Source organism: Aquirufa sp. (assembly GCF_964796385.1).
The window spans coordinates 1-23,682 of sequence record NZ_CBAUBA010000023.1 but is presented as its reverse complement, the minus strand read 5'-3'; the positions used below and the strand labels follow the sequence as shown (position 1 = coordinate 23,682).

Annotated in this window: 24 protein-coding genes and 1 tRNA gene; 12 read left to right on the top strand and 13 right to left on the bottom strand. The window is 39.4% G+C overall.

The genetic code is table 11. The features are described from left to right. Nucleotides 1–20: 20 nt before the first annotated feature. The gene (locus tag AC1W6K_RS08145; RefSeq protein ID WP_395783565.1) at nt 21–1,217 is read right to left on the bottom strand and encodes a sugar MFS transporter; all 1,197 of its coding nucleotides are present in this window, start codon (nt 1,215–1,217) and stop codon (nt 21–23) included. Nucleotides 1,218–1,221: 4 nt separating this feature from the next. Then, nucleotides 1,222–2,574 carry a Gfo/Idh/MocA family protein gene (locus AC1W6K_RS08140; protein ID WP_481947112.1) on the bottom strand — a complete coding sequence of 451 codons (1,353 nt, stop codon included), beginning with the start codon at nt 2,572–2,574 and terminating at the stop codon, nt 1,222–1,224. Between the two features lie 81 nt (nt 2,575–2,655). Between AC1W6K_RS08140 and AC1W6K_RS08135 the strand changes: the two genes are divergently transcribed. The 3 genes from AC1W6K_RS08135 to AC1W6K_RS08125 are packed head-to-tail and all read left to right on the top strand — an operon-like array spanning nt 2,656 to nt 4,431. Then, nucleotides 2,656–3,078, top strand: a complete 423-nt coding sequence (locus tag AC1W6K_RS08135) for a 6-pyruvoyl trahydropterin synthase family protein (RefSeq protein ID WP_481721738.1) — start codon at nt 2,656–2,658, stop codon at nt 3,076–3,078. Continuing rightward, nucleotides 3,038–3,739 (top strand): GTP cyclohydrolase I FolE, encoded by a 702-nt coding sequence (gene folE / locus AC1W6K_RS08130; protein ID WP_481721737.1) that lies wholly within the window; start codon nt 3,038–3,040, stop codon nt 3,737–3,739. The genes AC1W6K_RS08135 and folE overlap by 41 nt, the downstream gene beginning before the upstream one ends. A 5-nt stretch (nt 3,740–3,744) precedes the next feature. Next, the gene (locus tag AC1W6K_RS08125; RefSeq protein ID WP_481721735.1) at nt 3,745–4,431 is read left to right on the top strand and encodes an SDR family NAD(P)-dependent oxidoreductase; all 687 of its coding nucleotides are present in this window, start codon (nt 3,745–3,747) and stop codon (nt 4,429–4,431) included. On the opposite strand, the gene AC1W6K_RS08120 is transcribed toward AC1W6K_RS08125, so the two are convergent. Beyond that, entirely contained in the window at nt 4,428–5,402 is a 975-nt protein-coding gene (locus tag AC1W6K_RS08120) for a cation diffusion facilitator family transporter (protein ID WP_481947111.1), read from the bottom strand. The genes AC1W6K_RS08125 and AC1W6K_RS08120 overlap by 4 nt on opposite strands. Before the next feature lie 37 nt (nt 5,403–5,439). Here AC1W6K_RS08120 and AC1W6K_RS08115 point away from each other — a divergent pair, with 37 nt between their 5' ends. Next, on the top strand, nt 5,440–5,997 hold the full coding sequence (locus tag AC1W6K_RS08115) for an NUDIX domain-containing protein (protein WP_481721731.1): 558 nt from the start codon (nt 5,440–5,442) through the stop codon (nt 5,995–5,997). On the opposite strand, the gene surE is transcribed toward AC1W6K_RS08115, so the two are convergent. After that, a complete protein-coding gene (gene surE / locus AC1W6K_RS08110; protein WP_481947110.1) occupies nt 5,968–6,735 on the bottom strand; it encodes a 5'/3'-nucleotidase SurE in 768 nt (255 codons plus the stop codon). The two genes, AC1W6K_RS08115 and surE, sit on opposite strands and share 30 nt — an antisense overlap. 51 nt (nt 6,736–6,786) lie before the next feature. On the opposite strand from surE, the gene AC1W6K_RS08105 reads away from it, so the two are divergent. Further along, nucleotides 6,787–7,284, top strand: coding sequence for a GNAT family N-acetyltransferase (locus tag AC1W6K_RS08105; protein WP_481947109.1), 498 nt, complete (start codon nt 6,787–6,789; stop codon nt 7,282–7,284). Here AC1W6K_RS08105 and AC1W6K_RS08100 read toward each other — a convergent pair. Beyond that, nucleotides 7,238–8,116: a nucleoside phosphorylase gene (locus AC1W6K_RS08100; protein WP_481947108.1), complete on the bottom strand. Its 879-nt coding sequence runs from the start codon at nt 8,114–8,116 to the stop codon at nt 7,238–7,240. The genes AC1W6K_RS08105 and AC1W6K_RS08100 overlap by 47 nt on opposite strands. A 40-nt stretch (nt 8,117–8,156) precedes the next feature. Between AC1W6K_RS08100 and AC1W6K_RS08095 the strand changes: the two genes are divergently transcribed. From AC1W6K_RS08095 to AC1W6K_RS08085, 3 genes are read left to right on the top strand one after another with little or no spacing between them, the layout of a single operon-like run. Next, entirely contained in the window at nt 8,157–8,609 is a 453-nt protein-coding gene (locus AC1W6K_RS08095) for a hypothetical protein (protein WP_481721723.1), read from the top strand. Further along, the gene (locus AC1W6K_RS08090; protein WP_481721721.1) at nt 8,606–8,932 is read left to right on the top strand and encodes a DUF2834 domain-containing protein; all 327 of its coding nucleotides are present in this window, start codon (nt 8,606–8,608) and stop codon (nt 8,930–8,932) included. The genes AC1W6K_RS08095 and AC1W6K_RS08090 overlap by 4 nt, the downstream gene beginning before the upstream one ends. A 3-nt stretch (nt 8,933–8,935) precedes the next feature. Then, complete coding sequence (locus tag AC1W6K_RS08085; protein ID WP_481721719.1) at nt 8,936–9,268, top strand: iron chaperone; 333 nt, start codon at nt 8,936–8,938, stop codon at nt 9,266–9,268. Nucleotides 9,269–9,276: 8 nt separating this feature from the next. Here AC1W6K_RS08085 and trhO read toward each other — a convergent pair whose 3' ends face one another. Together trhO and AC1W6K_RS08075 are read right to left on the bottom strand one after the other, a co-directional pair. Then, nucleotides 9,277–10,266, bottom strand: a complete 990-nt coding sequence (gene trhO / locus AC1W6K_RS08080; protein ID WP_481721750.1) for an oxygen-dependent tRNA uridine(34) hydroxylase TrhO — start codon at nt 10,264–10,266, stop codon at nt 9,277–9,279. 36 nt (nt 10,267–10,302) lie between these two features. After that, nucleotides 10,303–10,386, bottom strand: a tRNA-Leu gene (locus AC1W6K_RS08075). A gap of 71 nt (nt 10,387–10,457) precedes the next feature. On the opposite strand from AC1W6K_RS08075, the gene AC1W6K_RS08070 reads away from it, so the two are divergent. Further along, nucleotides 10,458–10,832: a DUF3127 domain-containing protein gene (locus AC1W6K_RS08070; RefSeq protein WP_481721717.1), complete on the top strand. Its 375-nt coding sequence runs from the start codon at nt 10,458–10,460 to the stop codon at nt 10,830–10,832. 62 nt (nt 10,833–10,894) lie between these two features. Here AC1W6K_RS08070 and AC1W6K_RS08065 read toward each other — a convergent pair whose 3' ends face one another. Genes AC1W6K_RS08065 through AC1W6K_RS08055 form a run of 3 tightly spaced genes read right to left on the bottom strand, consistent with a single transcriptional unit; the run spans nt 10,895 to nt 13,135 of the window. After that, nucleotides 10,895–11,764, bottom strand: coding sequence for a pirin family protein (locus tag AC1W6K_RS08065; RefSeq protein WP_481947107.1), 870 nt, complete (start codon nt 11,762–11,764; stop codon nt 10,895–10,897). Between the two features lie 8 nt (nt 11,765–11,772). Continuing rightward, a complete protein-coding gene (locus AC1W6K_RS08060; protein WP_481721713.1) occupies nt 11,773–12,216 on the bottom strand; it encodes a GNAT family N-acetyltransferase in 444 nt (147 codons plus the stop codon). Next, nucleotides 12,197–13,135, bottom strand: a complete 939-nt coding sequence (locus AC1W6K_RS08055; RefSeq protein ID WP_481947106.1) for a PhoH family protein — start codon at nt 13,133–13,135, stop codon at nt 12,197–12,199. The genes AC1W6K_RS08060 and AC1W6K_RS08055 overlap by 20 nt, the downstream gene beginning before the upstream one ends. 128 nt (nt 13,136–13,263) lie before the next feature. Between AC1W6K_RS08055 and dnaB the strand changes: the two genes are divergently transcribed. Beyond that, nucleotides 13,264–14,862: a replicative DNA helicase gene (gene dnaB / locus AC1W6K_RS08050; RefSeq protein WP_481947105.1), complete on the top strand. Its 1,599-nt coding sequence runs from the start codon at nt 13,264–13,266 to the stop codon at nt 14,860–14,862. 83 nt (nt 14,863–14,945) lie between these two features. Here the strand turns inward: dnaB and rlmD are convergent, their stop codons facing one another. Then, nucleotides 14,946–16,385, bottom strand: coding sequence for a 23S rRNA (uracil(1939)-C(5))-methyltransferase RlmD (gene rlmD / locus AC1W6K_RS08045; protein WP_481947104.1), 1,440 nt, complete (start codon nt 16,383–16,385; stop codon nt 14,946–14,948). Between the two features lie 91 nt (nt 16,386–16,476). On the opposite strand from rlmD, the gene AC1W6K_RS08040 reads away from it, so the two are divergent. Together AC1W6K_RS08040 and AC1W6K_RS08035 are read left to right on the top strand one after the other, a co-directional pair. Then, complete coding sequence (locus AC1W6K_RS08040) at nt 16,477–17,283, top strand: SDR family oxidoreductase (protein ID WP_481947103.1); 807 nt, start codon at nt 16,477–16,479, stop codon at nt 17,281–17,283. 309 nt (nt 17,284–17,592) lie between these two features. Further along, on the top strand, nt 17,593–17,745 hold the full coding sequence (locus AC1W6K_RS08035) for a YgaP family membrane protein (protein WP_481947125.1): 153 nt from the start codon (nt 17,593–17,595) through the stop codon (nt 17,743–17,745). A 153-nt stretch (nt 17,746–17,898) separates the two neighbouring features. Here the strand turns inward: AC1W6K_RS08035 and AC1W6K_RS08030 are convergent, their stop codons facing one another. Together AC1W6K_RS08030 and AC1W6K_RS08025 are read right to left on the bottom strand one after the other, a co-directional pair. Next, nucleotides 17,899–18,426, bottom strand: coding sequence for a T9SS type A sorting domain-containing protein (locus tag AC1W6K_RS08030; RefSeq protein WP_481947102.1), 528 nt, complete (start codon nt 18,424–18,426; stop codon nt 17,899–17,901). 9 nt (nt 18,427–18,435) lie between these two features. Next, on the bottom strand, nt 18,436–23,682 hold a 5,247-nt coding region (locus AC1W6K_RS08025), incomplete at its 5' end, for a beta strand repeat-containing protein (RefSeq protein WP_481947101.1).

Genomic DNA, 23,682 nt, shown 5'->3' with positions numbered 1-23,682 from the left:
TTTCTACATTATCTTTCTACTTACCAAGAACTCTTTTTATGACCAATTGTTGCATAATAAAGTATAAATAAATAGCAGGGAACCATAATTACATAAGCCAATTGCGTATCGCCTAGATTGTCGGCAATCGAACCATACACCAAAGGAATCAAGGCACCCCCAGAAATCATCATGATAATTAGGGCTGAACCAATTTTGGTAAACTTACCCAATCCTTGAATGGCTAAAGGCCATAAAGCGGGCCACATTAATGCATTCGCTAAGCCTAATAATGCGATGCATAAAACAGATAAATATCCATCTAATGCTACAGCGCCTACGGAGAAAACAATTCCTAAAATTGCTGAATAGTTTAATGCCTTGGATTGACTAAGGTATTTAGGGATAAAAAATATACCTACGATGTAACCAGCCAACATACCATATAGGGTATAGCTGGTAAAAGATTTAGCAATATCCATGCTGAAACCTTTAGAAACGCCATAATTGATAATCGTATCCCCAGCCATTACCTCGACACCTACATACAAAAAGAATGCAATGAGACCCAAAACTAAATTGGGATATTCCCAAACACTGGATTTGGTAGCGCTCTTTTCTTCTTCAGTTTCTTCCGCTTCGACTTCAGGTAGCGTAGAAAAACGCACCCATAAGGCCAAGACAACCAAAATAGCCGTCATGATACCATAAGGCATAATAACGGTTTCAAGTTTAGCCGCTCCCGCAGCAGATGATAAAAGCAATCCACCAAAAATAACTTGGCTTAAAATCCCAGCTACTTTATTACAAATTCCCATAACAGAAATTCGCTGAGCCGCACTCTCAGAAGGACCTAAAATAGTCACATAAGGATTTGAAGCAGTCTGCAATAAGGCCAAACCCGTTCCGATAACGAACAGCCCCAGTAAAAATAAACTGTAATTCTCGGCTTTGGCAGCAGGTATAAATAACAAAGTTCCAGCGGCCATGGCTAATAAACCAAATGACATTCCATTTTTAAATCCAGTTTTGGCCAAAACCCACGAGGAAGGAATAGCCATAACAAAATAGGAGATAAAGAAGGCTGAGGTAACTAACAATGATTGAAAGTTATTCAGTTGGAACGCATCCTTAAAAAATGCAATAAGTACTGAATTCACCCAAGTAACGAATCCGAATACAAAAAAGAGTATTCCGATCATGATTAAAGGGCCATTGGATTGTTTAGCGTTAGTCATAGGTTTAGTATTGTTCGTTTAAGGCAAAGATAGGTTTATTGGTTTTCCATTTTCCACGCGTAAAATCTGGAATTTGGATAGGAGCGGAGCCCTTCGCGATAGACTCCTCTGAAAGTGGTGAAATGGCCGACCAAGCTGCCGCATCATATACGTCGATAGGTGGTGCCACTTTATTTTTAATGGATTCAATAAATGCGCGAAGCACAAAATAATCGATACCACCATGGCCCGCATTTTCAGCATCTGCTGCATGTGCCTTCCAAAGAGGATGATCGTATTTTTCTTGATACGGCTTAAAATCTTCCCAACGATGTTGTTTCGGAGAAACTCCCTCCAGGTAAATAGACTTGTTATCTTCTGTCCAAATCCCTTTTGTTCCTTGAACTCGGAATCCTAAAGAATAAGGTCGTGGTAAATTTGTATCGTGCGTAATCAAAATGGTTTCCCCATTATGACATTTTATCATCGTCTGAACAACATCGCCGCATTTGAAATTAACTTTCGCGTTTGGGTGATCCTTACCTCCTTTATCTTCAATATATTGATGTAAACCCATCGCAGGCGAAGCCATAGAGGTTAAATAGGCAAATTGATTTCCTCGATTAATATTCAATATCTCTGCCACCGGACCTAATCCATGCGTAGGATAGAGGTCGCCGTTTCGATCAATCGAATGCTGCGTGCGCCATTTGGCTTCAGAAAAACCTTTGGCACCAAATTCTACTCCACCACCATACGCTTGCTTTCCATCATTAAATTTGACTTCACGTAGATCATGCTGATATCCACATTGTACATGAGCAAGCGAGCCAAACATCCCTTGACGGACCATATTGAGCGTAGCCATCACATCACGTCGGTAACATACGTTTTCCAAAATCATACAATGTGATCCAGTCTTTTCAAACATATTGACCAAATCCCAAGACTCTTGTAAAGTTACGGTAGCGGATACTTCCACTCCCGCATATTTACCTTGTTTCATAACCTCGAGTGCCATGGGAACGTGCCATTCCCAAGGTGTAGCAATAACAACACCATCGATATCTGTACGTTTAGCTAAATTTTCAAAATCATGATCACCTTTTTGATACTCAGCAGCAGGCTTGCGACCTTTATCGGTAATCAATTTCTGAGCCTGTAAAATTGCATTAGGGTCAATATCACAAATGGCCACGATTTCAACATCGTCACGATAAAGCGCCATTCCGAGGTGATCACGGCCTCGAAGGCCAACTCCGATAAAACCTAAACGCACTTTTGTTTGTTGTATTGATTGCGATTTGGCCAAGTGTGGTAAAAAAGCAGCGCCTGACGAATAGACGAGCGATTTAGCGATAAATTTTCTTCGCTTCATAATTTGTCTTACTAGGTTTAAAAAAGCTGAAATTGAAATTTAATCAAATTACTCTTGTAAATTTACACGTTATATAAAAAAATGAACGACGCACCCAAAGTAAGTATCTTCCGAAAAGAACATTTCAATGCCGCACATAGGTTGCACAATGCCGCTTGGAGTGACGAAAAAAACAAGCAAGTTTTTGGTTTGTGCAATAATGCCAATTACCACGGACATAATTATGAATTAATTATTCAAGTTACGGGAACAATTAATCCGGATACTGGTTATGTAATTGATACAAAAGTTTTATCGGATTTGGTGCAACGCGAAGTTTGTAAGAAATTCGATCACCATAACTTAAATTTAGATGTACCTGAGTTTGCAAATTTAAATCCAACGGCCGAAAATATAGCTATTGTAATTTTTGGTAAACTTAGACCACACATCGACTCAACACTAGAATTGAAAATAAAATTATATGAAACAGAAAGAAATTTCGTTGAATTCCCTGCTAATTGATACAGACCGTTTCTTGTTAAATGACGAAGAAATTGGAGATAATCACGTAGCCACCTCGATCGAAACACCGATGAGGGAGGATGCTTTTAATCTTTCTGATGCAGAAAAAATCGAGAAAATAGAATCACATTTTCGCGAAATCATGTTGACCTTAGGCTTAGATCTTACTGATGACTCTTTACGTGGCACTCCCAAAAGAGTTGCAAAAATGTACATTAAAGAGATTTTCAGTGGATTAAATCCCGCAAATGAGCCTAAAATAGCGCTCTTTGAAAATAAATTCGGATATAATGAGATGTTGATTGAGAAAAACATCAGTTTTTACTCGAATTGCGAGCATCATTTTGTACCCATCGTAGGTAGAACACATATTGCCTATATCTCGTCTGGCCAAGTAATTGGTTTATCAAAACTTAATCGTATTGTTCAGTATTTTGCCAAACGCCCACAGGTTCAGGAACGCTTAACCATGCAAATCGCCAAATACTTACAAAAAGTTTTAGAAACAGATCATGTCGCTGTATTTATTGATGCTAAACACTTGTGTGTTTCCTCGCGTGGGGTAAAAGATGATGCTACATCTACGATTACTTCATTCTACGGCGGTAAATTCCAAGAAGAAAATACAAAAAGAGAATTTTTAGACTCACTTCACAACTAATCAAATTGGGAACTTATATCATTGTAGGCGCCAGTCATGGTATTGGCGCCGCTACGGCTAATAAACTTTTAGGAGCAGGACATCGTGTCATTAACATTGCACGTTCAGCTGCTGAAAATTGTGATAATCATGTTTGGGATGCGTCTACAGATGCAGCCTTGCCAACCATCGATGGACCGATTGAGGGCATTGTTTACAATCCAGGAAGTATTGTTTTAAAGCCTTTTCACCGACTAACCCAAGCGGATTTCCAGTCGGACTTTCAAATCAATGTACTCGGCGCTGTAAAAGTGATTCAAACGTATCTTCCTAATCTAAAGCAAAACGGATCAGGCTCAATCGTACTATTTAGTACCGTAGCTGTTCAAACGGGTATGGGATTTCATGCCTCAATTGCTAGTTCCAAAGGTGCGATTGAAGGACTTACACGTTCACTTGCCGCAGAATTATCAGCTTTACAAATACGTGTAAATGCCATTGCTCCTTCATTAACAAATACGCCTTTGGCTGCAGGTTTACTCAATTCTCCAGAAAAAATTGAGGCAAGCGGTAAACGTCATCCATTAGGACGCGTGGGAGAGTCAAAAGACATGGCTAATTTGGCGTATTTCTTATTGGATCCAGAGAATTCGTGGATTACAGGTCAAATTATGGGCGTAGACGGAGGAATGGGTAAATTAAAACCAGCTTAAAGCGCGTAAAAGTGCTTTTGGTTTAATGCCATATTGGTGGCGTTCCAATTGATTTTCTTGGTAAAAGGAGCTTTCCGTATAGGACAGTCGTCCATTGCACAGTGTGAACAACAATCATCCAAACACGGATCTACGTGTACAAATATCTCAATTTCAGTAGGTAAGACTTCGCTAATTTTGACTTCAAAGTCGTGAATTTCATCATGCACGCGGTTTAAATCCCAGTAACGTGGCAAGGTCAAATGGCAATCAATGTGTAAATCTCCGCCATATTGCTGAATACGTAAATTGTGCAAATCAATCCAAACAACCCGTCTGTGCTGCGTAATCCATTCAATTACTTTATTAAAAACAATAGGATTAGTTTCATCCATCAAAGCTGCAACCGCTTGTCGAATTAGGCGAATACCTTGCCAGCACATCATCGCGGCGAATAACAAAGAAGCTAACGCATCTACCCAAAGCCATTGAGTTAAATACGTGACTGCCAAGGCGAAAACGATAAAAAAGCCATTATAAGCATCTAGTTTCAAATGTTTACCATCAGCTACTAGCGCAGGAGAATGCGAATTTTTCCCTACTTGAACGAGATAAAAACCCATGATACCATTTAGTAAAGCGGAACCCAACGAAACATACATACTGAAATCTAAACGCTGTAAACTCGGCGTTGAAATCAAATGCTGAGACGCATGTAAGAAAATATAGGCAGCCGCAAGCAAAATCAAAACACCCTCGAGTCCCGAAGCGAAAAATTCAATTTTACCATGACCGTAGGGATGGTTTAAATCGCGAGGTAAAGAAGCCAAATAGATTGAATAATAGGCAAATGCCGCAGCAACAACATTAATGATGGACTCTAACGCATCCGTTAATATGGCAGTGGAACCGCTTAGGTAATAGGCATAAAACTTTGCCGACATGATCAGCAAACTCAAGAAAAAGGAAAAAATAATTAGCCTTTGTTTCATGCGCGTAAATTGTCAACAAAGATAGTATTTTTGTTGGATGGAACAGGAATCAAACCCGTGGAAAACACTTCGTGAAGAAATCCGATACGAAAACGATTGGATTCGTATCGAACATCATGATGTCATTAAACCTAACGGAGAACCTGGGATTTACGGCAAAGTCCATTTCAAAAATACAGCGATCGCTGTACTGCCTATCGACAGTGAAGGGAACACCTATTTAGTTGGCCAATACCGCTACACCATCAATGCCTATTCATGGGAATTACCTGAGGGCGGTTGTCTACATGAATTGCCTCTTGAAGCAGCCAAACGCGAATTAAAAGAGGAAACAGGCCTAATTGCAGAAAAATGGACGTTTTTGGGGGAGCAGTACCTTTCAAATTCAGTTACGGATGAAAAATCAATGATGTATTTGGCAGAAAATTTATCCATGAAAGAGACTGATCCTGAATCTACCGAGATACTACAAATCAAAAAAATCCCCGTTCAAGAGGCCATTCAAATGGCATTAAACGGGGAAATTAAAGATGTACTATCAGCAGCGACCTTAATGACTTATGCGCTAAAGTTCCCAAGTTTGCATCTCCCGTAACTCATCATAATCAGTCAGATCGTATTTAACAGGTACAATACTCACGTAATTGGCTGCTAGAGCATCCAAATCCGTATTATTACCTTTATCGAAATGTTCGATATCTCCGTCCATCCAATAATAAGGCTGGCCATACGGATCCTTGCGCTCTGCAAAACGTTCCCGATAAACTGCATCTGCTTGTTTAACAACTTTGATTCCTTTGGGCGCTTCTGCCGACTTCTCCGGAAAATTAACATTCAACGTCAAGCCTTTCGGTAGACCATGCGTTAAGACTTGTTGGCATATTTTAATGATAAAATCATGGCAATGACTAAAATCTGCATCGACCCTAAAATCACATAAAGAGAATCCAATGGCAGGAATTCCCTCCATGGCGGCTTCGATGGCGGCCGACATAGTTCCCGAATATAAAACAGAAATCGAAGCATTTGATCCATGGTTGATACCTGAGACAACCAAATCAATATTTCGATCCTTTAAAATCAAATGTTTTCCAATTTTTACGCAATCGGCTGGAGTTCCGGAACATTTATAGGATTTGACCTGAGGACTAAAGTCAAAAGTTTCTGTCACGCGAAGAGGAGTTCCCATGGTAATCGCATGTCCCATGCCCGATTGATGCGTATCCGGTGCAATTACAACTACCTCACCCATTTCTGACATAATTTCAGTTAAAACACGAATTCCTTTGGAAGAAATAGAATCATCATTGGCAATTAAAATAAGTGGCTTCATAGATTGTATATTTGTGCGCAATTTACAAATTTGCGCGCATTAAATTAGTCTATGCAATTCCGAAAAGCACTCATTTCTGACATTCCAGTCATCCAGCAAATCGCTGAAAAAGCATGGCGGCCTACGTACAGCCATATTTTATCCGAAGAGCAAACAATTTATATGTTGGATATGATGTATGGAACGGAAGTTTTGATGAATCAATTCAATTCACAAGTTGAGTTTTTTTTGGCCATAGAAGCTGATCAGGCGATTGGTTATTTCGCGATGGAAATTACGGAACCCAGTAAAATGAAATTGCACAAAATCTATCTTGATCCAGACCAAAAATCAAAAGGCGTAGGAAGTCAAATCATTACGTTCATTAAAGAATTCGGAATCCAAGCAGGAGTTAAGCAAATTGAATTAAATGTAAATAAGTCGAATTCAGCTGTTCAATTTTACGAAAAAATGGGCTTCTTAAGAGCAAAAGAAATGGTCCTAGACATCGGTAATGGCTATGTTATGGACGATTATGTAATGCAATTGAATCTAGAGTCAGCTCAATAAGTTTTTGGATCTGACCTTCCGGATCTTGTGAAAATTCATGCGTTTGGCGATTCGCTAAAATGGCATTAAGCGATATCATTTCATGACCTAAAGATGCTGCAAAGGCATAATATGCCGCTGTTTCCATTTCAATATTAGTAATCAAATGACCATCAAATGCATTGGTTGCAACATCCTGCAAGAAATTGGGCAACATGGAATTCATCCGAACAGTTCTTCCTTGTGGCGCATAAAACCCAGGAGCTGTCAACGTGTATCCGCGTAACGGAATCATTTGAAATTGATCTACTAGTTTTGAACTAGCCCGAGCACCGTAAACAGGTAATGGATAGTGAATTGATTGACACCAATCCCGCAATAGATCACTTGAAATTAATTTATCTGATTCAAATCCATAAAATTGCGCCAAATTATCAAACCCAATGGCTGCCTCAGAAACTAAAAAAGTATCTACAGGTATATCAGATTGAATACTCCCGGAAGTACCTATGCGAATCAGATTCAAGGATTTTTTAACTGATTTTTCCAGACGTGTCTCAAAATCGATATTAACCAACGCATCCAATTCGTTCAACATGATTTCCACATTATCCGCACCAATACCACTGGAGATTACGCCCAAGCGCCGACCGCCTAGTTCCCCAAAATGGCTTACAAATTCACGTTTATGAATTTGGGTATCGATTCGATCGAAATATTGGGAAACTTTGGGAACCCGTTCAGGATCACCCACTACGATCAATTGGTCAGGCAATTGATCCGGTCGAATCGCTAAATGGTACGAACTACCGTCCGGATTAATGATTAAGTCAGTTGGTGAGAAATAGGTCATCCGCGAAATTATTGATAATTTCCGAAATCATTTCATTTATATGGTCAGCAACAAAGCAGAAATTCATGCCGTTATTCTCCAACATTTGGAGGAGCGCATGGAGCAAGGGAGAAAAGATTATTTGTTGGCCAAAGAATCCCGCGATTCCGATACAAAAAGCAGTGCCGGGGATAAATTTGAAACGGGAAGAGAAATGATGCAACGGGAAATGGATAAGATAAGTGCGAGTTTGGATATGTTAAAAGGCCAACTAGCCCAAATGAAACGCATTGATATACACGAAAATCCAACGCGCGTGGGCCTAGGCAGTTTCATCGAAACGGATGCTGAAAACTATTATTTATCTGTGGGAATAGGAAAATTAAGTTGCTCAGGAACGGTATTTTATGCCATTTCAGCAGATTCGCCCATAGGTGAATTACTTGTAGGAAAACAAACCAATGAAATCATTGAATTAAGAGGAAGAAAAATAACTATAAAATCAATCGTATGAAAAATGCGCATTATCTGTATTTGCTTTTATCCATCGTAGGCGGTGGATTTACAGCCTATTTTGTATTTGTGGGTATACAAGAAAATGGAGGGAACTTTAATGTGATTGCATTTTGCAAAAGCACCTGGACCATGGATCCTTATGCTAAAAGTTTGAGTTGTGATTTTTGGACGGGAGCCACGGCAGGAACCTTATTCATGCTATTAGAAGGAATCCGCATCAAAATCAAATACCTTTACCTCTACTTAGCAGCAACTGTTTTGATAGGCTTTGCATTTGCCTTCCCTTTATTTTTGTTTGTGAGACATCGTCAATTAGCCTAATTTATGGAAGAATATATCAATACATTTCCTGAAGCCACTCAGAAAATTTTACGTGAAGTACGTGATGCCATTCGATCCGTTGTTCCAGAAGGAACGGAAGAGATCATGGCGTATGGAATGCCAACGTTCAAATACAAGAAAAATCTAGTTCACTTTGCCGCTTGGAATAATCATTTGGGATTCTACCCAACGCCTAAACCTTTGGTTGTTTTTCAGGAGCGATTAAATGCATTTGAAGGTTCGAAAGGGGCTGTTAAATTTCCGTATCATTTACCGATGCCACTCGAATTGATTAAAGATATTACGCGTTTCCGCGTGGATGAAGTCGATAAATAAAAAATGGCTCAAGAATGAGCCATTTTTTTCTTTTCAATTTTTTCATTTCTGCCAAAGGACTTGAAGCCTAGCTCCGGCGAATAACCTACCGAATTTTTGGAATAATATCCCTTTTCATTGTAAGGACGTTTTCGCGGATGGTCTTTACATGCGGGCGAACAAGCGCCCTCCATTTCTTTTAAGCAACTCGGACAAATAGCTAAATGCTCATTGCATTCCGGATTTGCACAGTTCACCATGTGATCAGAAGCTTCCTGACAAACAAAACAAGTTGAGATAACCTCCGGATTAACTGAATTAACTTGGGTGGCCACCCGGTTATCAAACACGTAACACGAACCATCAAAGTCTTCGCCACCTTCTTCTAAACCATATTTAATTATCCCACCGTGCAGTTGGTACACATTCTCAAACCCTTTTTCCAATAAATATGCTGACGCTTTCTCACACTTAATACCACCTGTACAATACGTAATTACCTTTTTCCCCTTCAAATGTTCGATCTCTTGCACATGGTCTGGTAAATCACGTAAATTCTCCATATCAAATGTATAGGCACCTTTAAATCGACCTAATTCATGCTCGTAATTTGATCGCATATCTACCAAAACCACATCTGGATCGTTTTTCAACATCTCCTTAAATTCCTTTGGTTCTAGATGTTTACCCGTCTTAATGCGTGGATTTACTGGCAAGTCGGAATGAACAATCTCTGCTTTAACACGCACATGTAGCTTGTTAAACGTATGTTTATCGTGAGATTCTATTTTGAAATCAAAATCAGTTCCAGCAAAAATTGGGTCATTTTCTAGCCAACGCATGTAGGCATCACAATCTGTTTTTAGACCAGAAATGGTGCCATTTAATCCTTCAGCTGCGACAATGACACGGCCGAGCAGATTATTTTCAATACAAAAAAGGTGGTGTTTGATGCGATACTCCTCCGGATAAGGAATAGTAGTATAGTTATAGTAAAGTAATACACTGTAAGGCTTCATCTTCAACATGATTTACAGACTAAACAAAAAATTTCGTGACGATGGGGAGATTCGAACTCCCATACCTAAAGCGGCACTACCACCTCAAGGTAGCGTGTCTACCAATTTCACCACATCGCCAAAAACGGTTAGCAAAATTACCAAATATTTACTTACTTGCCAACAATTCAAAAATTCAAATAATTCAATTAATGGCTTTAGAACTAAGCGCAAAACTAATCAAGAAATTACCTGAGGTTACGGGAACAGGTAAAAATGGTTCAAACTGGGTCAAACAAGAGTTTGTCCTTGAAACACAAGATCAATATCCTAAAAAAGTTTGTATGTCGGTGTGGGGCGATAAAACCCAAGATTTAGCACCTCTACAAGAAGGAGAAATCGTGAAAGTTCAATTTAACGTTGAATCACGCGAATATAATGACCGCTGGTACACCGAGATTCGTGCCTATCGTTTAGACAGAATGGGGTCTAGTCCAAGCGTTCCACCCAATGTAGAAGCTAGTCCAGCAGGCGGATATCAATTCCCTCCATTGGCTGCTGAAAGTGGTGACGATTTACCATTTTAGAGTTAAGAGGTAAGAGGTGAGAGGTGAGAAGCATATTTAAATGTGCTTCTTACCTCTTTTTTTTAACTCAATTCTCCAAATTTTCCCTCTTCGAAATCTTGAAACGCCTGCATAATTTCTTGTCGGCTGTTCATGACAAAAGGACCGTGTGAAGCAATCGGTTCGTTGATCGGTTCGCCGCTCAGGACTAAGACTACCGATTCTTCAGTTGCATCAATCTCAAATTGGGTCCCATCCGTATCGAATAACACGAAATGATTTTCTGGGGCTACCTCAACTCCATTAACTTGAATTTTACCTTCTATAACCAGTAACGCCGTATTGTAATTGGCAGGAAAATCAAAACTTGCTTTTCCTTCTGGACTCAATTTGGCATTCAACAAATTAACTGGCGTGAAGGTACATGCTGCTCCTGGCGTAGTTTGATAAGAACCTGCAATCACTTCCACCTCGCCTAAATGTACTGGAACGCGTGGAATCTGTTTGTTTTGGATGGCTTGGTATTTAGGTGCCGACATTTTATCTTTTGCTGGCAAGTTAACCCAGAGCTGCACCATCTGAAAATCACCACCTGATTTACTAAATTCTTCTTCGTGATATTCTTTGTGTAAAACTCCTGAAGCAGCAGTCATCCATTGTACATCGCCTTCCCCAATTATTCCACCGCCACCAGCACTGTCATGGTGTGCAACACGTCCTTTATAGGCAATCGTCACTGTTTCAAAACCACGATGTGGAAGAACGCCTACACCACGCGGAGTTTCCGAAGGTGAAAAATAAAATTTAGCACCATAATCCATCATGATAAATGGACTCATGCGCTCCATGTCCAAGCCATGCCTGCTGGGTATAAAATTATGAACTCTAAATCCGTCACCTACAAAATGAGGAGGACCCGGAGGGTAAATAGCTTGAATAGATTTCGTTGACATGGGCTAAATTAAAGATGCAATGACATGGCTTGGTGAACAATATCGGCTTCAATAAAGGTTCCACCAAATGCAGAAAATCCGACAGACGCATATAAAGGCATAACGGATTGTTGGGCATGTAAATAAAAATAATTCACTTCAGGATAAGCAATTTGTGCCTCCTGAATCAAAAAACGCACCATTTCGGAAGCATACCCCTGTCCACGGTATTCGGCTAAAGTCGCAATACGTTCAATTTTTATTCCTTTATCGGTTTTACGATAGCGACCCGTAGCTACTGGAATGCCATTAACCCAGTACAGATAGTGAATGGCAACTGCATCTAATTCATCGAATTCTTCAACAGGAAGACATTTTTGTTCCACAACAAAAACCTCGGTCCGAATTTCAAAAACAAGATCAATATCAGCAGGGGATACCGCCTGCGTAATTTTATTTGTCTTGCTTTCCATAGGCTTCGATAATCTTACGAACCAATCGGTGACGAACCACATCCGAACCGTCTAATTCAACGAATGATATTCCCTGAATACCAGATAAAATCCGTTCAGCTTCACCCAAGCCAGAAATTTGATTTTTAGGCAAATCAACCTGCGACTTATCACCCGTAATTATGGTTTTTGATTGAATACCCATACGTGTCAAAAACATCTTCATTTGCATCGAAGTGGTATTTTGAGCCTCATCAAGCAATATAAAGGCTTTATTTAATGTGCGACCACGCATGTAGGCTAGAGGTGCAATTTCAATGGTTCGATTTTCAAGGTAGAACTTTAATTTTTCGGGCGGAATCATATCGTCGAGTGCGTCGTAAATTGGTCGTAAATAAGGATCAATTTTTTCCTTTAAATCTCCAGGCAAAAATCCTAAATTCTCACCGGCTTCCACAGCGGGACGCGTGATAATGATCTTTTTAACTTCTTTATTTTTCAGTGCTTTGACAGCTAAAGCTACCGCGGTATAGGTTTTGCCTGTACCCGCTGGTCCAATAGCAAAAACAATATCGTTTTCATTAGCTGCGTCTACAAGTTTACGTTGGTTAGGCGTCTTCGCTTTGATTACAATTCCTTTGTTGCCAAAAAGCAAAACATCTTTATCCTCCACCCACGGGGTAACCGTTTCTTCACCCGTCGGATTTAACACCGAATCGATGTAGGCCTTCATGTGAATAGCTGTAAATGTGCTATGTTTATTTAAATGCTGAATGCACTGATTAACAATCGCTTCTACTAATGCAATTTGATCATCTGAACCTCGAATGGTTAACTGATCACCACGGCAGATGATTTTCGTTTGTGTAAAGGCGTCCACGAGCAATTGAAAATGTGCATTGGAAACTCCAAGAAACTCAATTAAGGAGATTTCGGACAAGGATATATTTTTCTCGATCAACTAGTTATGATTATGGCATGAATGAAAGTACTAAAATAGGGAAATCTTGAAATTTTATCCGCTGATTTACATGTTAATTTTATATAAAATTTGTAAAATTGTAGTCTATGGATTCGAATACACCCGCACAAATTTTCAATAAGGGACGACAAGGCTCAGGCAATGTTCGTTCAAATGCTCCGCAACGCTTAAGCGACCTGGGATTAGGGAAATTACCTCCCCAAGCTATTGATCTTGAGGAAGCATTGTTGGGTGCATTAATGTTGGAAAAAGAACCTTTAGCCAATGTTATTGAATTATTAAAACCAGAAACTTTTTACAAAGATTCCAATCAAAAGATTTTTGGGGCGATTCAAGCCCTATTTACGGCTTCACAGCCTGTTGATTTATTAACGGTCAACAACCAATTAAAAAGTACAGGGGATTTAGAAAAAGCGGGTGGAACAAGTTATTTGGCCCAATTAACATCTCGTGTTAGTTCTACGTCTAATGTGGAGTTTCATGCGCGTATTATCATTGAGCAATATATTAAGCGTCAGTTAATTCAAATCTCTTCAGAAATCCAGCGACTATCGTATGAGGATACGACGGATGTTTTCCACATTTTGGATAAGATGGAACAGGAACTTTTCACGATTGCAGAATCAAACATTCGTAAGAATTACGAAAGTATGTCGGATATCTTGAAAAAGGCTGTTGAAGAATTAGAGATGAAACAATTACAAAAAAGTGGTTTAACGGGGGTTCCTTCCGGATTCACCGATTTGGATCGATTAACCTCGGGCTGGCAAAAACAAGAATTAATTATTATTGCCGCACGTCCAGGTATGGGTAAAACGGCATTTGTCGTTTCGGCTTGTCGGAATGCTGCCGTGGACCATGGACAGGCCGTCGCTTTATTCTCACTTGAAATGAGTGCGGTCCAACTAGTCAATCGTATTATTTCTGCTGAAGCGGAAATTGAGGCCGATAAAATTCGTCGGGGAAAATTAGAACCGCATGAATGGCAGCAACTTCACACGAAGATCAAAGGACTTTTTGAAGCCCCAATATACGTTGACGATACACCTGCCTTATCTATTTTAGAATTGCGTGCCAAATGCAGACGTTTAAAAGCCCAAAAAGACATTCAATTAATTGTCATCGATTACTTGCAGTTGATGACCGGCGATTCTTCCGGAAAAGGAGCAACTGGAAACCGCGAACAAGAAATCGCTCAGATTTCACGTGCGCTGAAGCAATTAGCCAAAGAACTTGACGTGCCAGTCATTGCATTATCGCAATTAAATCGTTCCACAGAAACACGTGGTGGAAATAAAAAACCCCAACTATCAGACCTTCGTGAATCTGGAGCTATTGAGCAAGATGCTGATCAGGTAATGTTTATTTATCGTCCCGAATATTACGGCATCACTGCAGATGATCAAGGAAATTCATTAGCTGGCATGGGGGAGATTATCATGGCCAAAAACCGTTCCGGTTCACTAGACAGTGTTTGGTTAAAATTCATTGGTAAGTTCACCAAATATTGTGATTTAGACTTCCAGCCTTTTGGCGGCGGTGATGGCGGCGAAAACTTTAAATTAAGTGTTCTTGGTGATCAGACATCAACATTCGAACAAGGAAATTCTGATTCTGTGTTTAAGGGAAGCAAAATGAACTTGCCGCCAGAAGAGGATTTTGATCCGTTAAATAGCCCGTTTTAATTAGACGCTAGACGTTAGACGCTAGACGATATAAATTCAAATCAGGATTCGCATCATTGGTTTCAATTATTATTTTCTAACGTCTAGCGTCCAACGTCTAACGTCTTTTTTAACTTTAGTCTCACAATATTTTCCACATGATGCGTCTGGGGGAACATATCCACCGGATGAACGACATCCACCTCATAGGCTACATCCAATAAAGCCAAATCACGCGCCTGCGTAGCCGGATTACAACTTACGTAAACAATCGTGTGAGGCTGTACTTCTAAGATCTGATTAACCACCTCTAAATCCATACCCGCACGCGGTGGATCTGTGATGATGACATCTGGATTCCCGTGAATCGCAATGAATTCGCGCGTTAACACCCTTTTCATGTCACCCGCGAAGAAAGTAGCATTCGTGATTCCATTCAATGAAGCATTGATTTTCGCGTCTTCAACGGCCATGTCAACATATTCTAGGCCAACAATCTTAGCGGCGTGTTTGGCAAGAAATAAGCCAATCGTTCCGGTTCCCGTGTATAAATCATAAACAACTTCATTACCCGTTAAGCCTGCATACTCGCGGACCAATTGGTATAAATGAAGCGCTTGTTTGGCATTTGTTTGGAAGAAAGACTTAGGACCGATTTGAAATTTCAAATCCTCCATCACTTCGACCATAAATGGTTTTCCATCGAAACAAACTACGTCTAAATCGTGGAACGTGTCATTTCCTTTCTGATTGATGACATAATTTAATGACGTGATCATAGGGAATGCCAACTTCAAATAGTTCATTACTAAATGAATCTCATCTTCAGTGGCATAAGCAAATTGCACCGTCACCATTAATTCGTCCGTCAGCGTATTGCGAATAATCAGGTTACGTAATGCTCCTTCCTTTTGCATCTTCAACTCATAGAAAGAAATTCCATTCGCTTGAGCAAAATCACGCACACCATTCCGAATGGCATTCGAAGGATCAGGTTGTAGATAACAATGATCCACAGGTAAAATTTTATCGAAACGACCTGGAACGTGAAATCCTAAGGCATTCATTGATCCCAAATCTTCTTTTCCGATTTCATCTTCGGTTAACCACCGTGCTGAAGAAAAGGTAAACTCTAACTTATTTCGGTAATAATATTCCTCCGAACTACCCAAAATAGGCTGAAATTCAGGCAATTTAACTTTAGCTATACGTGTTAAATTATCACGTACTTGACGTTCTTTATAAGCAATTTGAGACGCATAGGAAACGTGTTGCCATTTACAACCTCCGCAAATACCAAAATGTGCACAGGCAATATCTGTCCGATGTACAGATAAAGGCTGAATATTAATGGCTTGCGCTTGCTTAAAACTCTTTTTTGATTTCAAAATGCGAAGATCCGCAATGTCACCAGGAGCTACAGGGCCCTGAACAAAAATGACTTCATCGTTAACTTTGGCAATGCATTTAGCTTCTGCGGCGAAATCTAAAATGGTTATTTGCTCCAACACCACCGGCACTTTCTTTTCCTTCTTCTTACTCATCTATTTGTAAATATGTGCAAAAATAAGGCTTTAAATGGTCAAGCCAACCAATTCCAGATAAAACCTTAACTTCGCATAGAAATAATCAGGTATGAAAAATAAGGTTGTCATCATCACAGGTGCTTCATCAGGAATTGGAAAAGCATTGGCTTTTGAATTTGGAAACCAGGGAGCCAAAATCGTTATCACAGGTAGAAATAAAGAGAATTTGCAAACCGCAAAAGAAGAATTAATCAAAGCTGAGATTGATGTAACGGCAATCATTTGCGATAGCAGCTCAGATGAGCAGACAAAGTCGATGATTAATAAGACCATAGAAACCTACGGCCAGATCGATTTGCTGATCAATAACGCAGGTATATCGATGCGGTCGATGTTTGAAACGGTCAATTTGAACGTCTTGAAACAAGTGATGGACATTAATTTTTGGGGCACTGTGTATGCGTGTCACGCTGCTTTACCTTATTTAAAACAAACCAAGGGTGGAATCATTGGAATTTCATCCATTGCGGGATACCGAGGTTTACCGGTGAGAACTGGTTATTCGGCCTCAAAATTTGCTATGAATGGCTTTCTAGAAGCCTTACGAACTGAATTATTAGACACGGGTATACACGTATTAACTGCCTGCCCCGGATTTACGGCATCCAACATCCGAAGCGCATCTTTAGTTGGCGATGGTTCCCTAGCCGGCAGTTCCATGCGCGAAGAAGGCAAAATGATGTCGGCAGAAGAAGTAGCACATGAAATCCGAAAGGCCTATGAAGCCAGAAAAAAAACATTGGTGTTAACTTTCCAAGGTAAGCTAACGGTATTCTTAAATAAATGGATGAACGGCTGGCTGGACCGAATGGTCTACAATACTTTAAAAAAGGAGCAGAATAGCCCCCTTAAATAACTAAAAAAACATTTTACATTTACTTAATATCCCAAAAGGTTACGAAATTTAAACCTTCACTTACTAAAATTTATAGTTAGTTAAAGTAAAAAAGGATTAATTAGTTAGCGTTGATTAGAATTGGCAATAAGTTATTATACTTTAAATACGAGTTTGATAATTAAATAATTTATTGTTCTACTATCCATTAAAAAAGATTAGTTTAAATTGATAACAATTTTAGTTTAAATCTAAACGTAACTCAAAATGAGAAAAAACATTGGTAAGATGGATCAATTAGTTAGATTTTCAAATGCGATTGTACTCTAAATATTAGCGTATGCTAAAATAATTCCACAGCAAATAGATATAGCAGTATATGTAGTATCATTCATTATTGCAATAACGGGTTTTGTACGCGTATGCCCCATTTACAAAGTACTTCATAAAAGCACATTAAGAGAAGAGCCCCCAAAGTTTTAAAATCGCCCAAGTATATTAGCGTTGAAAACTAATTTTGCTTATAAAGTAGAACATAGTCGAATTAAAGACTTCAAATCATAATGGCAACAACAAAGCTAATTCTTAAAAAGAATTAGCTTTGTAAAATCCTAGTTCTAAAAATAACGTTAAAATCTAAAGATCTTTAATCAATGTAATGGTTGTTGGCTTTCCATTTTGCGTTATGTGCAAAATATATTGACCTGTCCGGAGGTAACCTATGTTGTTAACTTCAACCTCTTTAACAAGATTTGGAAATACTTTTTCAAAAACTGAATTACCGGCCATGTCATACAGTGACAACTGTGTCGGAACGTCAACAACATCGGAAAATGACACCGTAAATCGATGCATAAATGGATTAGGGAATACGGTGAATGTGATATTAATTTCTGAATCTTTGATAATGTTAGTTGATGAGGCAATAGGCTGTGTTCTAAAGCTAAAACTCATTCCAGGCTGCTTGAAGCCTTGTCGGACCGTCAGCGAACCATTTTTAAAAGTTCCTGCGACACTCATTTGGCCTACTACCTGTGAAATGTAGCGTCCGTTGACTTGCTTAGTGGATCCGCCGCCGCTTAAAGTTGAGTTCATCAACTTTTGAGCGTGTGAGGTAAAACAAGCTAATAAACAAAAAATGAAAAGTGCGCATATATTATTCATAGTCGAGTATTAATAATAATAGTTGAATTCAACGTTTCCTGGACTAGCATTTGATGAGAAAGTAACAGTAACTGAGGTTCCCGATACAGTTACTTTTGAGGATGGAATTTTAGCTCCTGAACTATCATAAACCTTAATTAAGGTTCCTGATAGGGGAGTATTGGATAAGGTAAATACAGCTGTAATACTTTTTGCTGAGCTAGAAGTAAGTGATTCGACAATTTCTGTTGCCCAAACTGAACCTGAAGCAGTTTTAATCAAGATATTTCCGGTCGCACCTGATGCAGTCGGTAGCGATGAAAGTGAAGAAACAGCACGATCTACATATGCGGTTGTCGCTAGTTTGGTTGAATTGTCATTCGAATTTTGTGTCACACCAATAGATCCTGTCGGCAACGTAGGCGATCCCGTAAATGTTGGCGAGTTTAAAGGAGATTTCAAAGCATCTGCATTATCGACATAAGCCGTAGTTGCTAATTTAGTTGAATTGTCATTCGCTGTTAAGGTAATTCCTGTGGCGCCACTAATTACTGAATTGACGGTAGATTTCACAAAGGCGGTGGTAGCAATTTGCGTGTTATTCGTCCCCAATGTGGCAGTTGGCGCCAAAGGTTCACCTGTAAATGTTGGAGAAGCTTTAGGTGCTCTGAGAGCATCTGCATTGTCTACATAAGCCGTAGTTGCCAACTTAGTTGAATTGTCATTCGCTGTTAAGGTAATTCCTGTGGCGCTACTAATTACTGAATTGACGGTAGATTTCACAAAGGCGGTGGTAGCGATTTGCGTGTTATTCGTTTCCAATGTGGCAGTTGGCGCCAAAGGTACACCCGTAAATGTAGGTGACACTAAAGGTGCTTTTGCATTTAATAAGTTGTCAACGTACGATTTATTTACTTTGTTAGACAAACCTCTTGCTACAAATAAGGTATTCGCAATTTTTAGAGTCGAATCGCTAACCGCTTGGGTAGTTGATTCAATCGCTGTTGCAGCGGATCCAGTTGTATTTTGATTTAGGATAGGGAAGTCCGCAGCTACTGCAATCGAAGGCAAACCTGAACCCGTTGTATTTTTCAAGATACCAGTGCTCAAATCTGCCAAAGAAACTCCATTGATTTTCTTAACAACCGTTGAAGTTTGAATTCCGGTTACATCTCCAGATAAATTACCTGTGAAACCAGCTGAATTACCCAAGCTATAATTTGGAATAGTAAAAACTCCTGTAGCTTCAGAGAAAGTTGCTGCTCCAGAAAAACCAGTGGTTGACAAACTTACTGTTTTCTGTTTATTATTAAATGTATTCCAATCTGCTGCAGAAAGTAGACCGGCAGTTGACGTACTTGCTGTTCCTAATTTTAAACTTAAATCAGCTGGTAAATTAGCTAAAGGAAGAATACCTGAAACCTTAGACGTTAAATCGATACCTCCAGCTAACATATTATTGGTAACTTTTGCATTTCCAATTGTTGCAACACCGGTCACATTACCAGAACCGTCAAATTCAGCACTAGTCCAAGTAACATCTCCTGTCATACCGATGGTTTTTGGAACTGTAATTTTCGTAGCTGTGCTCGCATTACCTAGTAGGGTACCAGTAAAATTTGTTGCAGAAATAGCTAATAATCCAGCTAAAGACGAAGTATTTCCTCCTAAATCAATTTGAGTTGTACCAATTGAGATTGATTTATGTAAGAGATCTTCATTCGTAATCGTGCCATTCATAATTTCAGTTGACCCAATTGCATTCGCATTAATTGTTGTTAAACCAATATTACTAATGGATACATCACCAGTTACCGCAACGGCAGATGCGATATCGTTAGCATCACCTATGATGATATTACCTTGAGTTAAAGTTGAACCTACTGTAGTAACCCCTGAGGTAACAGTTGTTTGCAATTGGGTAAGACTTGCATCAATTTTCTTAGATAGGGCTAGACGAGCTGCTGATTCTTTGGCAATTTCAGATTCTCTTGTATTTGCTTCAGCGAGAATTGCATTCGCATTTACGCTAATGGAAGCTCCTTGGGATAATAAACTTGCATCAATTACTGAATTCTTAGAATCTTGTAAGGATTTATTTTCTGCAATAGTAGTTCCTTGAGCGGCAATAGTAGTTGCCTGGGTTGTGAACTTACCTTCGAAAACTAAATTCTTAGCTTCTTGTGCAGATTTGTTGTCTGAAATAGCAGTTTCCTGAGTCGTAAACTTGCCCTCGTAAACTGAATTCTTAGAATCTTGTGCAGATTTGTTGGCTGCAATAGTAGTTCCTTGGGTAGCAATGGCAGTTCCATTGGCCGAAATAGCAGTTTCCTGGGTTGCAAACTTACCCTCGTAAACTGAATTCTTGGAATCTTGTGCAGATTTGTTGGCTGTAATAGCAGTTCCATTGGCTGAAATAGCAGTTTCCTGGGTTGAAAACTTGCCCTCGTAAACTGAATTCTTAGAATCTTGAGCAGATTTGTTGGCTGCAATAGCAGATCCCTGCGTTGTAAACTTACCATCTATTTCAGTGTTCTTAGAATCTTGTGCAGATTTGTTGGCTGATATAGTAGTTCCATTGGCAGCAATAGCTGTTTCTTGAGTCGTAAACTTGCCCTCGTAAACTGAATTCTTAGAATCTTGTGCAGCTTTGTTGCTATTGATTAAAGTTGCGTTAGCTGCAATCGCAGATCCCTGCGTTGTAAACTGGCGATCGATTTCTGTGTTCTTGGAATCTTGTGCAGATTTGTTGGTTGTAATAGCAGTTCCATTGGCTGAAATAGCAGTTTCTTGAGTCGTAAACTTGCCCTCGTAAACTGAATTCTTGGAATCTTGTGCAGATTTGTTGGTTGTAATAGCAGTTTCCTGGGTTGTAAGCTTACCCTCGTAAACTGAATTCTTGGAATCTTGTGCAGATTTATTAGCTGCAATAGCAGTTCCATTGGCAGCTACAGCCGTTTCCTGTGTTGTAAACTTGCCTTCGTAAACTGAATTCTTAGAATCTTGTGCAGATTTATTTGCTGAAATAGCGGTTTCATTAGCAGCTATAGCAGATCCCTGCGTTGTAAACTTGCCGTCGATTTCTGTGTTCTTAGAATCTTGAGCAGATTTATTAGCTGCAATAGCAGTTCCATTGGCAGCTATAGCAGTTTCCTGGGTTGAAAACTTGCCCTCGTAAACTGAATTCTTAGAATCTTGAGCAGATTTATTAGCTGCAATAGCAGTTCCATTGGCTGCAATAGCAGATCCATTAGCTGCAATCGCAGTTCCTTGCGTTGTAAACTTGCCATCGATTTCTGTGTTCTTGAAATCTTGAGCAGATTTGTTGCTATTTATCAATGTTGCGTTAGCTGCAATCGCAGAACCCTGCGTTGTAAACTTGCCATCGATTTCTGTGTTCTTAGAATCCTGAGCAGATTTGTTGGCTGCAATAGTAGTTCCCTGCGTTGTAAACTTGCCGTCGATTTCTGTGTTCTTAGAATCTTGAGCAGATTTGTTGGCTGCAATAGCTGATCCCTGCGTTGTAAACTTGCCATCGATTTCTGTGTTCTTTGAATCCTGAGCAGATTTGTTGCTATTTATCAATGTTGCGTTAGCTGCAATCGCAGAACCCTGCGTTGTAAACTTGCCATCAATTTCTGTGTTCTTAGAATCTTGAGCAGATTTGTTGGCTGCAATAGCAGATCCATTGACTGCAATAGCAGATCCATTAGCTGCAATCGCAGTTCCCTGCGTTGTAAACTTACCATCGAATTCTGTGTTTTTTGATTCCTGGCTAGTCTTATTGCTATTGATAAGCGTTACATTACTCGCAATTTTGGAATCTAGATCAGTATTCTTAGCGTCTTGAGTAGCCTTATTAGCTAACATTGCTGCTTCACGTTCTGCTTTTTCTGTTGCTAGGGCAGCCGTACGAGCTGAAGTTTCTGCTGTAATTGCAGCTGCCTGAGTCGTAAACTTACCATCGAATTCTGTGTTTTTTGAATCCTGGCTAGTCTTATTGCTATTGATTAGCGTTACATTACTCGCAATTTTAGAATCTAATTCAGTATTCTTAGCGTCTTGAGTAGCCTTATTAGCTAACATTGCTGCTTCACGTTCTGCTTTTTCTGTTGCTAGGGCAGCTACACGAGCAAGGCGCTCAGTCTCAATAGCGGTTTTAACATCTCCATTTGCAAGAGATAAACTCGATATTGCATCTTCACGATCCTTTTTCTCAGTATCTAATCCAGCAACTCGAGCAACTCGCTCAGCAATAACAGCTGCTTCGCGATCTGCTTTCTCTGTTGCTAAGGCAGTTGCCTGAGTTGTAAACTTACCATCGAATTCTGTGTTTTTTGAGTCCTGGCTAGTCTTATTACTATTGATTAGCGTTACATTACTCGCAATTTTGGAATCTAGATCAGAATTTCTTAATTCTTGTGCCGATTTGTTATCATAGATAGCTTTGTCTAACGCATCTTCTTTATCATCACTTAATTTCTTATTATCAGCAATTGACTTATCTAACGATTGATTTTTTGTATCCTGAGCCGACTTATTATCATTGATCGCTTTATCTAGCGCTGCATCTTTGACATCAGCCAATGATTTATTATCTGCAATAGACTTATCTATGGATGCATTTTTTGTATCCTGGGCTGATTTATTATCATTGATTGCTTTGTCTAGCGCTACATCTTTGGCATCAGCCAATGATTTATTGTCAGTAATTGATTTATCTAAAGCCGTATTTTTCGTATCCTGTGCAGACTTATTGTCATTAATTGATTTATCTAGCGCTACATCTTTGGCATCAGCCAATGATTTATTATCTGCAATAGACTTATCTAAAGCCGTATTTTTTGTATCCTGAGCAGACTTATTATCAGCAATTGATTTATCTAACGATTGATTTTTTGTATCCTGAGCCGACTTATTGTCAGTAATTGATTTATCTAGGACTGCATCCTTGGTATCAGCCAATGATTTATTATCTGCAATTGACTTATCTAAAGCTGCATTTTTCGTATCCTGTGCAGACTTATTATCAGCAATAGACTTATCTAAAGCCGCATTTTTAGTGTCCTGAGCCGACTTATTGTCATTAATTGATTTATCTAGCGCTACATCTTTAGCATCAGCCAATGATTTATTATCAGCAATTGACTTATCTAACGATTGATTTTTTGTATCCTGAGCCGACTTATTGTCATTAATTGATTTGTCTAGCGCTACATCTTTGGCATCAGCCAATGATTTATTGTCAGTAATTGATTTATCTAAAGCCGTATTTTT

Excerpts from the sequence above, each read along its gene's own strand:
- AC1W6K_RS08145 (WP_395783565.1), bottom strand. The coding sequence starts at position 1,217 with ATGACTAACGCTAAACAATCCAATGGCCCTTTAATCATGATCGGAATA.
- AC1W6K_RS08140 (WP_481947112.1), bottom strand. The coding sequence starts at position 2,574 with ATGAAGCGAAGAAAATTTATCGCTAAATCGCTCGTCTATTCGTCAGGC.
- AC1W6K_RS08135 (WP_481721738.1), top strand. The coding sequence starts at position 2,656 with ATGAACGACGCACCCAAAGTAAGTATCTTCCGAAAAGAACATTTCAAT.
- folE (WP_481721737.1), top strand. The coding sequence starts at position 3,038 with ATGAAACAGAAAGAAATTTCGTTGAATTCCCTGCTAATTGATACAGAC.
- AC1W6K_RS08120 (WP_481947111.1), bottom strand. The coding sequence starts at position 5,402 with ATGAAACAAAGGCTAATTATTTTTTCCTTTTTCTTGAGTTTGCTGATC.
- AC1W6K_RS08115 (WP_481721731.1), top strand. The coding sequence starts at position 5,440 with ATGGAACAGGAATCAAACCCGTGGAAAACACTTCGTGAAGAAATCCGA.
- surE (WP_481947110.1), bottom strand. The coding sequence starts at position 6,735 with ATGAAGCCACTTATTTTAATTGCCAATGATGATTCTATTTCTTCCAAA.
- AC1W6K_RS08105 (WP_481947109.1), top strand. The coding sequence starts at position 6,787 with ATGCAATTCCGAAAAGCACTCATTTCTGACATTCCAGTCATCCAGCAA.
- AC1W6K_RS08100 (WP_481947108.1), bottom strand. The coding sequence starts at position 8,116 with ATGACCTATTTCTCACCAACTGACTTAATCATTAATCCGGACGGTAGT.
- AC1W6K_RS08095 (WP_481721723.1), top strand. The coding sequence starts at position 8,157 with ATGGTCAGCAACAAAGCAGAAATTCATGCCGTTATTCTCCAACATTTG.
- AC1W6K_RS08090 (WP_481721721.1), top strand. The coding sequence starts at position 8,606 with ATGAAAAATGCGCATTATCTGTATTTGCTTTTATCCATCGTAGGCGGT.
- AC1W6K_RS08085 (WP_481721719.1), top strand. The coding sequence starts at position 8,936 with ATGGAAGAATATATCAATACATTTCCTGAAGCCACTCAGAAAATTTTA.
- trhO (WP_481721750.1), bottom strand. The coding sequence starts at position 10,266 with ATGAAGCCTTACAGTGTATTACTTTACTATAACTATACTACTATTCCT.
- AC1W6K_RS08070 (WP_481721717.1), top strand. The coding sequence starts at position 10,458 with ATGGCTTTAGAACTAAGCGCAAAACTAATCAAGAAATTACCTGAGGTT.
- AC1W6K_RS08065 (WP_481947107.1), bottom strand. The coding sequence starts at position 11,764 with ATGTCAACGAAATCTATTCAAGCTATTTACCCTCCGGGTCCTCCTCAT.
- AC1W6K_RS08060 (WP_481721713.1), bottom strand. The coding sequence starts at position 12,216 with ATGGAAAGCAAGACAAATAAAATTACGCAGGCGGTATCCCCTGCTGAT.
- dnaB (WP_481947105.1), top strand. The coding sequence starts at position 13,264 with ATGGATTCGAATACACCCGCACAAATTTTCAATAAGGGACGACAAGGC.
- rlmD (WP_481947104.1), bottom strand. The coding sequence starts at position 16,385 with ATGAGTAAGAAGAAGGAAAAGAAAGTGCCGGTGGTGTTGGAGCAAATA.
- AC1W6K_RS08040 (WP_481947103.1), top strand. The coding sequence starts at position 16,477 with ATGAAAAATAAGGTTGTCATCATCACAGGTGCTTCATCAGGAATTGGA.
- AC1W6K_RS08030 (WP_481947102.1), bottom strand. The coding sequence starts at position 18,426 with ATGAATAATATATGCGCACTTTTCATTTTTTGTTTATTAGCTTGTTTT.